Genomic DNA, 9373 nt, shown 5'->3' with positions numbered 1-9373 from the left:
ATGGTGACTGCCACGGTTGGTGCGGACATGGTCTGCTCCTTTACATGAACCCGTTCCGTGAACGCCTTCGGTCGGTATCGCGGAAGAAATCCTGCGCCGCTCGGGCGCTGGCCCGGCCTATCTCGCGGTCAAAGTGCGCCTTGTGGTAGAGCGCGCCCTCGGCGTTGGTCCATTGCTGTCCGGCCCGGCTCATGAGCCGCCATAAGGCCCCGTGGAGAATGGCCTCGGACCAGCGCGCATACAGCGCATCATCCATGCGCGTGGCGTGTGGGTCCGGGCGCAGAATCACGCGGGCCTGCGCTTCAAAGTCCTGCTGGGGCGGCTGGCGCAGGATGATATCCCGCCCGGAAGGGCTATATTCGTGCGGCTCCAGAGGCGCGCCCAGCCGCCGCAGCCAAACAATGCTGGCAATGGACGTTTCCGGCGGAAGCTGGGCCTGCCCCTCGCGCACGCCGCGCACAAAGTAGACCGGCGATTCAAGGGTCATGCGCCAAATGCCGGAGCGGTCGCAAAACTCCGCATGCGCCCGGCGTATGGCGGCAAGCACTGTCTGCTTGGGGCATCCGGCCACATCCGCGCGGACCTCGGGAACAAGAACGGAAACATCCGGCATCTACATGCCCTCCTTGGCGACCTTCACCGGGAAGAACAGGTCCGCCTTCAGCTTGACGCCAAGGGCCTGATAAAACGCCTTGAGGTAGGTCTGCGCCTTTATGAAGTTCGCTTCGGAATTGTCGCCGCTCATGATTTCCCACAGCATCCATAGCCGCGCTGGCCCGGCAAAGGTGGCGCTGAGCGGAAAGACGTCCTCCGGGCCGGTAACGGTAACGGGCTCGGCGCTGTAGGTGGCTTCCACATAGATGGTCGCGCCAGCGGCCACGGCGGGGTGCACAAGGTAGACGTTGGGATCGGCGGTTTTGTCGTAGGCGTATTCGTCGATGTCGCCAGCCGTGGTCAGCGTCCAGTCTGCCGCGGCAAGGGCGCTGCGCTCCACGCGGAACACCGGCTCACCGGGCGTTTCGCCGTCCGCGCCCATGTTTTGCACCAGTTCCAGCAGGCACAGGGAATCCCGGCTTGCGCCGTGGGTGGCGACGTTCGGGATAATCTGCCGCCCGCCGGGCTCCAGCCGTATGGCCTCGGTGACGGCAGTGGCGTCTGGCCTATTGAGGGCAATCTCGCGCACGGCGGCGTTCATGAGGTCTACAAGGCTCACGCGCTCCGGCGTCAGCTCCCACGGCCAGCGTTTTTCCGCGCCAAGGTCCTGCAGCTCGCCGGACACAAGCAGGAAGATGTCCTTGACCTGCACCGCCTACTCCACCTCGGCCTTGTCCAGCATCTGCTCAAGGGTTTCCAGCTTCTTCACCGTGCCGGGCACCTTGATGCCCAGCTCCTCCAAACGGCAACGCACGTAGGCTTCGCGGCCTTCCTCCGGGGGCGTGTCGTTGATGGAACCGCCCTCCTCGTCGCCCTGCTGGTCCTCGCCACCCTGTGACGCCACAAAGTCTTCCACGTCAGGCACATCCACCACCTCGAACATGCGGGGATTGGCGTCCTGCAGCAGGCGGGCATCGGCGGCGCTCACCGCGCAGGTCAGCCCGTTTTCGGGCAGAAAGTCGTATTCGGCCTCAAGGGCGGGGAGCCGCAGGCGCAGGGACGCCTTGAACCCACGGTATTTCAGAAGGACATCAGGCATATCGGCCTCCATGGGAAAGGGGGCGGAGCCGTGGCCCCGCCCGCCTTGGCTAGATGGTGTTGGGGTCCTTGCAGTAGGTGTCCACGGCGATGACGCCGTAGTCGATGGGGTTGGCCCCTTCCTTGTCGGTGTAGACGGTGCGCTTGGTGCCGTAGATGGCGCTGGCCGCGATGGCCAGAGCGTTCCCGCGGTCCACCTCTTCCTCGTACCAGTTCATGCGGTTGATATTGCCGTTCTTGGCCCACGCGATGATGCCCGCATGCGCGCCAAGGAACAGCGCCCGCGCCGCCGGAAGGTCGCCGCCAGCGCCGTAGTCGCTAAAGCGCACGACATTACGGTGCTTGTGCATGATGCAGTCGGCGTACTCGCCAAGGGCGTTGCGGTAGACCTTGTTCTTCTTGCCGCGCTCGCCCGTCGCCTTCTGGATTTCGAGCCAGTCGTTCTCCGAGGTGCCGGTGCGCAACTGGTAGGCTTGGAAGGTGTGAACGAGCAGGATGTACTTCTTCTCGCCCTGAATCTTCACCGGGCGGATCATGGGGTCCGTGGTTTCGGCAAAGGCCACAAGGCGCTCCAGCATGGACAGGTGCATGATGTCGCTGGCGTCAAGGTCGGCCTTGCCCGAGGCGTCGCCCCCGTAGATGAGCCGGTCCGGCGGCGTCAGCGGATTGCCCGCACGCCCGGTCCAGTCCAGCGACACCTTGTACGAGGGATCGATGCCCCGCGCGCCGGCGAGGTACATCATGATCTGTTCGTCGTAGTCCTCGGACCACCACGTCTTGAGGGCGCTGCGCCCCTTCAGCCGGATATCGTGCGGCACGCGCTGGTCGGACATTTTGCCCTTGTTCAGCGTGCTTTTGCGGCGCTGGTCCACAAAGACGGCGTCGTGGAAGAAGTCCAGCCCTTCCTCGGCCTGCGAGCCTTCAAGGGTGCTGTCGCCTTCCACACCGTCGCCCGAGAGCTTGCGCACCAGTTCGACGGTGATTTTGTCACCGGCCTTGTTCTTCAGCTCGTTCTGGATCTTGATGATGTCATCCTCACCAGACCCCATGAACTTGCTCCAATACTGGGACTTCAGCGTTTCAACGGCGAGGTCCTTGCCCCAGCGTTTTCGCGCGCTGGGATGGTTGACCGGAAACTCGGTAGGGATACTCATGGCTCATCTCCTCCGGCGCGGCCGCTATCCGGCTATTCGCCCTTGAGCAGGCGCTCGCGCTCCGTTTCTGGGAGCCGGGCCCACTCCTCCTCGCTCATGTTCTCGGCGTCCGCACCGGAAAGCGGCGTATCGCCACTGCCGGGGCCGTCGCCAAGACTGCGGTAGCCGGACGCCTCCGCGCCCTTGAACTTCTGCGTCAGTTCCTTGGTCACGCGCTGCGTGATTTCCTGTTCCAGTTCCGCCCTCAGCTCCTTTTGGAGCGTTTCGGGATCAGTAGCCTTTTTCCCGGCCTCGCTCAGGGTATGCAGGAGCGTCCAGACGCCCACGGCGCCGTCGCCCATGTAGTAGACCTGCTCCGAACCCGGCGGCTGAATGAGGGTGCCGGGATTGGTAACGGCGGCGAGGAAATCGCTATGCATGCCGTTGTCCATGGCAAACTGAGCCAGCTCGCGGGGGACGGCACTGCCTTCGTCGTAGGCGCCGGGTACGGCCTCGCTGATGCGCTGCATGCACCCGGAGATGTAGTCCTCTGCCTCGCGGCTCATGCGCGTGGCCTCGGCCTGCTCCTGTCTGCGTTCGGCGTCCGTCACCCGGCGGTCCGCCAGCATTCCCCGCGCATCGCGCAGGGCGTCCAGCGCGCCGTACTCGGAGAGCACCTCGCGCAGGAGCTTGCCGTCCTCGGAATCCTCGCGGGCGATGGCCGCGGCCTCGGGGCTGCGCCGCTCAAGGGCCGTCAGTTCCGCCTGCAACTCCGCCGGAATGTCCACGGATGCAGGCTTCTCCGCCTTCTCTTCACCCCTCGCGCCTGCCTTCTGCACCCGCGTTTCAAGCTCCTCCAGCCTGCGTTGCAGGTCCTGCCGCTTGCTGCGTTCCTCGTGCAGGGCGCCGATGGGCACATAGCGGTCCGGGGGCCGCTGGTCCTGCGCCTCGTCCTTGCCGTCTGCGTTGTCGTCTGTGGTGGTGTCCGGCTGGTCTGCGCCATCCTGCGCGCCGTCGTCCGTGTCGTCTGTCGGCGGGGACGCCTCGCCGTGTTCCGTCCCTGACGAATCGGACGGCTCCGCCGCGCCGGTGTCCTCCTGCTCCTCGTCATCGTCCTCAAAGGCTTCGTCGAGCCAGTCCGGCACCTCGTCGGTGTCCGTGTCCTGCCCGTCATGGTCTGCCTCTGGGCCATTGGCGGGAGCATCAAGGGACGGTTGCGCGTCCAGCCCCTGCGCCTCTGCCTGCTGAGCGTCGTGCTCGTGACTCTTGCCCATGTACGTCTCCTTTTACGTCCTGACTCGACGATTCTCCGGTTGGTGACGGGGCCGGGTCCCCGAGGTATACGGTCGGCGGTATCGCCCGCCGGTGGCGACGAAATCACACGCCCGTGCCGGGCGCGGGGCTCTGCCAGCGTATCTGGTCAAAATTGCTGCGGTAGCTCTCCAGGTCCTCTTTGGTGCGGGAATGGAAGCTGTTCCAGAGGAAGTTGCGCCCTGGCAAAAGCTCCCGCTGGCCCTTGAAGTGCTTCTCGGCCTTGCGCTCGAAGGCCAGTTCCTCCTGCCGCGTCATGGCTGTCCTCCCTGTTCGCCCAGAACCCGGCGGGCCACGTCCACGCCATCCTTCACGGCCTCGCGCTCCTCCTTGGACCGGGCGTTCTGGATGGCCGCGAGGGTTTCGGCGATTTTGGCGCGCTGCTCTTCGATGTCGAGGCGGAGCTTCTCCACCTCCAGCCCGGCCTTGGCCTGCTCAAGCTGTGCGGCCTGCGCCTGAAGCGCCTTTTGCTGTTCCAGCTGCTGCATGACCGAGGCCTTCACTTCCTCGGGGCTCATGTCCTCTTCGCCGGGGATGCCGCCAAGCATCGGCTTGATCTTGGCTAGAAGCTGTTCCTTGTTGGGCAGGTTCGACATCTCGAACGCCATGCCCATCAGCGCGGGGATGACCTCCGGCGGGGACTTTTTCACCCATTCAATGATGAGGTTCAGGTTCTGCTCGCGGATGGTATCCGTGGCGGGCTGGTCGCTGATGATGATGTCGTAGGTGCCCTGCGTGATGTTGTTCTTCACCTCCTGCGGCCCGGATGCGCCGGTGACGCGCTCGTTCACGGTGACGAAGCGCTCGGCCTTGGTGAGCCGGTCCGTCACGCGCAGGACCTTCTCCCCGGTCCATGAGCCCTGAATCAGGCTGTAGAGCTGCGTGCCAAGGCGGTGCAGACTGCGGCGGTAGTTGCTGAACAGCGGCGCAGTGATGGTTGCGCCCTGCATCTGGCGGCGCTCAATGGCCTTGCCGCTGGTGGCGTTGGATGAATAGCCAAGCTGTTCGTCATTGGCCCCGCTGATCTGCTGGATTTCCTTCTCTGCCTCGTTGAGCAGGGCCACCTGCGGCGTCACAAGCCCGGCGTTCTCCTCCACGCGCACCCGGCCTTCGCGCAGCGCGCCGCCCGCCACCACCATGAAGCCGTCGAGCTTGTTAGCCTCCTCGTAGAAGCCTTCCAAATCTTCGGTTGCGCCCTCCTCCACCATGACGCGGCGCGTCTTGAGGAGCGCAAGGCCCACACTGCGGCGGATGTTCACTTCCTCGTCCTGCGGGCGAATCTGCCGCGGCACGCCGTAGGGGAAGCCGAACCGGTCCGTGTAGGCCACAAAGGGCACAAGGGGATACTGGTCGTGCGGGTACGGGCTTGGCATGTCCTGCAGCACCTGCTTGCCGAGGAAGGTCATGGTGCGCATCTTGCGGACCATGGCCGGCACCAGCTCCTGCGCGGTGTTGACGATCCGTACCAGCTCGTTCGGGGGCACGCCGTCGCCCACCTCAATGGCGCGTCCGTCGGCAAACAGCGCAAACAGGCACCTTTCGTACACCGGATACCAAAGCTCCACCGGGCGCACGCGTTTGCGCCTGCTATCCGCCCACTGCGAGCCCATGAAACTGCGGCGCTCCTCCTCCACAAGGGTGGCCTCGTCATCAAACAGGCCTGTGGACTCCGCCGTGCTGCTGCCCGCGAGGTCGCTGAAATTCTCCTTGAGCTCCTGCGCCTTGTCCGGGAACACGGCCTGCAGGTCCTCAAGGTCCATCCACCGGCGGTGGAACATGTAGCGGCAGCTCTCCGGCTCCAGCCACGGGTCGCTAAAGGGATCCCACCAGATTTCCTTCCAGTCCCGCAGGGCGATGCGCACACGCTCGCGTCGTGGATCGAGGCTGAAGCCCGGTGCCAGAAAGCCCACGCCGGCCACGATGCTGTCGCGAAAGGCCGTGCCGACCTTGAACTGCCCCTGCGACTGGTCCATGACGAACTTGATGCACTCCGTCATCACCTCGGACAGCTCGGAATCCGCCTGCGTGCGGCCCTTGGCCTGAATGTCCAGCCGGTTCACGGACTGCTGGCCTAGGAGCAGGTTCACGGCGGGAAAGGTGCGGTTCACGGGGATGGGATCGATGCCCTTTTCCGCAAAGGCGCGGAAGTCCTCTTCCGTGAACTGGTCGCCGTCGTACATTTCCTGATCGCGCCACGACTCTGCGCGCCAATTCCGCGAGGCGAACTGGGCATCGGACACCCACTTGAGGGCGGTCTTCACGCCAATCTTCCCAAGGGGCATGCCTAGCGCCTCCTCCGGCCTATCTGCCGGGCCGTGCGGCGCGGCCGCCACGCCGACGCACTGGCTGGCGCGTAGCCCGTGGCGAACTGGCGAAAGCTCGCCTCCCCGTGGCTGGCCCAGTCATGCTTCGGCTTGTCCTTCCAGCATCCGTTCACCGGGTCCCACTCCCGCTTGTAGTTATCCAGACAGTCGATGAGGTCTTTGCAGTTGGCGGCATCGAGCCAGCACGTTGGCAGGACGTTTCGGACGGCGTGGACGCCGTCGGCCATGTGCGTGATGCGCTCCACCACCTGCGTCTTCTCTCCGGGCATAAGCCGCTGAAACGTCTTGAGGCGCGAGGTGCCGGTCCCCAGCTCGTTCACCGACATGTCGTGCGGAAAGTAGTGCGTGCCGTAGAGATAGCCGAGGCGTTTCAGTTCTGCGCAGTAGAATTCCAGCCCCTCGCCCGAGTTCTTGATGTGGTTGATGAAGCGGTTCTCCTTGCCCACGCGCTGGTGGAAGCAGATGTGCATCTCGTCGTGCATGCCGAGGTCCCAAAATGTGTTGACCGGGATGCCCGGCTCCCACGGCACCGAGGTGATGCGCCCGTTCTGGCGCAGCCACGCCATTTGCTTGCGGTAGTACGCGCCCTCGACGGATGCCTCGAAGGCTTCGTCCGGCGTGCTGGGGTGCTCGCGCTTCATCTTGTCCGTCAGGGTTGCGGCCTTCTTCACGTACCAGGCCTTCTGGCCGGTGCTGAGCATGATGCCGTGGTCCTCCTCCAGCCGGGTGAAATATCCGCGGTGCTCCTTGTCGATGACGGTGCGCTCCGTCTCGTCCGGGGCAAGAATCCGGCCGGGGTGCCGCCACCACGGGAAGAAATGAAACCGCATGTCGAGGCGGGTCAGCTCGCGGCCCTCGTCCTGCATGCGCCGGGCGTGCTCCGTGTATTCAAAGAACCGCCCGGCCTTGCCCTCCGCCGTGGATTCAATCCACAGCATGGAGCCGGGGTGCAGCGCCTCCAGCGAGCCCGAGACGATCTCCTCGGCCTTCTCGGGATAGCGGGCGGCAATCTTGCCGAACTCCGAAACGTGCAGGCGCTGCAGGGTGCCGGAACGCGCGCTGACGCCGACGCCCACCACACTGCCGTTGCCGAACTGAAATTCGCTCATGTTCGCCGAAAGGAGCGGCCGCTGGTCGCGCAGCCAATGCGGCAGGTTCTCGTACGGGAACTTGATCTTGCGCCGGAAGATCTTGATGGCGTCGTCCTTGGTGTGCGCGACAATCCCGGCTTCAAGGTTCGGGATGAACAGGCAGTCGTCCAGGATGAAGATGTCAATGAACGTGGTGAACCCAAGCTGGCGCGCCTTGAGGATGAGATTCCAGTACCAGAGGTTGTCGTAGAGCTGTTCCTGCGCCCAGTTGGGGCGGAATTTCACCCGCCGGCCAGACTCGTCGATGATCCAGTAGAGGTTGTTCAGCCTCCACCACTTATTCCCCAATTTTCTCTTGAGTGAGGTTGGGCAATCCATCGGCGCGTCCTTCTCCGGCAATCTCCATCAAGAGCCTCTCCAGCACCGCGTTGCGCGTCTCCACAGGAATATCCCCGCCGTCCGGGCCACTCACCTCGTGCCGCTGCGCGGGGTACAGGCCCAGATGCCGCCCCAGAAGCTCCAGCGCCCGCGTCTTGCTGTGCAGTTTGATGCGCGTGGAACCGCCAAACTGCGTCACGGTCTCGCTCACCTCGCTCACGCACGCGCTCTGGTCCCGCGTCAGCCCGTCCGAGGCTGTGAGCTCAACGCCCTTGGGTCCCCATGAAAGGAAATCCGCCATGTCCGAGAACCCGATGCGGGCCAGCTCCTGAAGCACGCGCTCCTGCGTGATGTCGGTGCGCCGGGCCAGCCGTGCTTGGGCCTTTTCGATGGCCGCGGCGATGTCAGGTTTTGTCAGGTTCTCGTAGCCCTGCGCGCGGGCCGTTTTTTCGCTGTATCCCGCACGGATAGCGGCCTGTGTGGCGTTCAAATCAACAAGGTACTCCTCAACGAAGCGCCGCTGCTTCTCTGTGAGCCGTTTTGTGGGCTTTGTGGAGCGCGGCATGGGCTACCTTCCGTCCGTGGTCTGCGGGTGGTTTGGGAGCGGGCTGGGAGCGGTCTTCCGTGGGCCGGTCGTGGCGGTGAGGACCGGGGCTTGGCCGGAGCGGTGGCGAAGGGCCGGTGGGCGCACGGGGTGCCCGCCGCTGGTCTGGCTTCGGCCATGCTCCCAAAGCTGCTGCTCCAGCCGCTGCAGCACGCCGTCCATGCGTTCGAGGATGGTCTCCATTCGCTCCAGCCGCGGCTGCGCCTGCTCGCGAAAGGCGGTGTTGGCCTCCACATCGCGCCAGATGCCGCCAATCCAGATGGCGGCGGTCAGAAGCGCGGCACTCAGCGTCCAGATCACTGCGCACCACGCAGGCTGGAGTCCGCCCCGTTCGCTTCGCGGCGTCATGAGCGTCAGCCCTCCCGCACCGTTCGCACGATGCGCGCAATATCGCGGATGACAACCGCCAGCTCCTTTCGGTGCAGGAGCAGTTCATGGATGTTTTCAGGGGAAGGCGAGGCGGCGTAGAGCTCGGCCGCGTGATGGAGAAGCGGAAAGATGGTTGCGGCCTTGGTCAGGATGGGATCGACCTTGGCGCGGAGTCCTGCGGCGTCGTCGGCGTCCAGCTCATCCAGAAGCAGTTCATACCCGGCCACCGCCGTTTCAAAGGCGGCTTCCGCCTGTGCCACGGCAAGGCGGACCTCCGCGGGCGGCGGAAGCTGGGAATTCCCGCCACTGCCCTGCTTCGCCGCGCATCCAGTGCTCAGGACGACGACGGTGACGAGGGGCACAAGAAGCATCTTCGCACCGGGCAACTTCCCCAGCACGCGAAGCGCGCCCTTCAGTGCAGTAAGGATCAGATCATCATACTTGGTGGGACTCGCCGCCACGACCTTGTCG

Annotated in this window: 11 protein-coding genes; all 11 read right to left on the bottom strand. The window is 64.7% G+C overall.

Translation table 11 applies throughout. The features are described 5' to 3' along the window. Positions 1-40 precede the first annotated feature (40 nt). On the bottom strand, positions 41-613 hold the full coding sequence (locus tag ACY69P_RS10080) for a hypothetical protein (RefSeq protein WP_462327368.1): 573 nt from the start codon (positions 611-613) through the stop codon (positions 41-43). After that, positions 614-1306: a phage adaptor protein gene (locus tag ACY69P_RS10075; protein ID WP_462327367.1), complete on the bottom strand. Its 693-nt coding sequence runs from the start codon at positions 1304-1306 to the stop codon at positions 614-616. A gap of 3 nt (positions 1307-1309) precedes the next feature. Beyond that, complete coding sequence (locus ACY69P_RS10070; RefSeq protein WP_462327366.1) at positions 1310-1693, bottom strand: hypothetical protein; 384 nt, start codon at positions 1691-1693, stop codon at positions 1310-1312. A gap of 49 nt (positions 1694-1742) precedes the next feature. After that, entirely contained in the window at positions 1743-2846 is a 1104-nt protein-coding gene (locus ACY69P_RS10065) for a N4-gp56 family major capsid protein (protein ID WP_462327365.1), read from the bottom strand. Positions 2847-2878: 32 nt separating this feature from the next. After that, complete coding sequence (locus tag ACY69P_RS10060) at positions 2879-4099, bottom strand: hypothetical protein (RefSeq protein ID WP_462327364.1); 1221 nt, start codon at positions 4097-4099, stop codon at positions 2879-2881. 103 nt (positions 4100-4202) lie between these two features. Next, on the bottom strand, positions 4203-4394 hold the full coding sequence (locus ACY69P_RS10055) for a hypothetical protein (RefSeq protein WP_462327363.1): 192 nt from the start codon (positions 4392-4394) through the stop codon (positions 4203-4205). Next, positions 4391-6418 carry a portal protein gene (locus ACY69P_RS10050; RefSeq protein ID WP_462327362.1) on the bottom strand — a complete coding sequence of 676 codons (2028 nt, stop codon included), beginning with the start codon at positions 6416-6418 and terminating at the stop codon, positions 4391-4393. The genes ACY69P_RS10055 and ACY69P_RS10050 overlap by 4 nt, the downstream gene beginning before the upstream one ends. A 2-nt stretch (positions 6419-6420) precedes the next feature. Then, a complete protein-coding gene (locus ACY69P_RS10045; protein ID WP_462327361.1) occupies positions 6421-7929 on the bottom strand; it encodes a hypothetical protein in 1509 nt (502 codons plus the stop codon). After that, a complete protein-coding gene (locus ACY69P_RS10040) occupies positions 7889-8494 on the bottom strand; it encodes a terminase small subunit (RefSeq protein WP_462327360.1) in 606 nt (201 codons plus the stop codon). The genes ACY69P_RS10045 and ACY69P_RS10040 overlap by 41 nt, the downstream gene beginning before the upstream one ends. Positions 8495-8497: 3 nt before the next feature. Then, a complete protein-coding gene (locus ACY69P_RS10035; protein ID WP_462327359.1) occupies positions 8498-8881 on the bottom strand; it encodes a hypothetical protein in 384 nt (127 codons plus the stop codon). A gap of 5 nt (positions 8882-8886) precedes the next feature. Further along, positions 8887-9373, bottom strand: a 487-nt coding sequence (locus ACY69P_RS10030) for a hypothetical protein (RefSeq protein WP_462327358.1), incomplete at its 5' end; no start/stop codon positions are given.

The organism is Desulfobaculum sp., from assembly GCF_054921475.1.
This window is presented reverse-complemented; position numbering and strand designations above follow the sequence as displayed.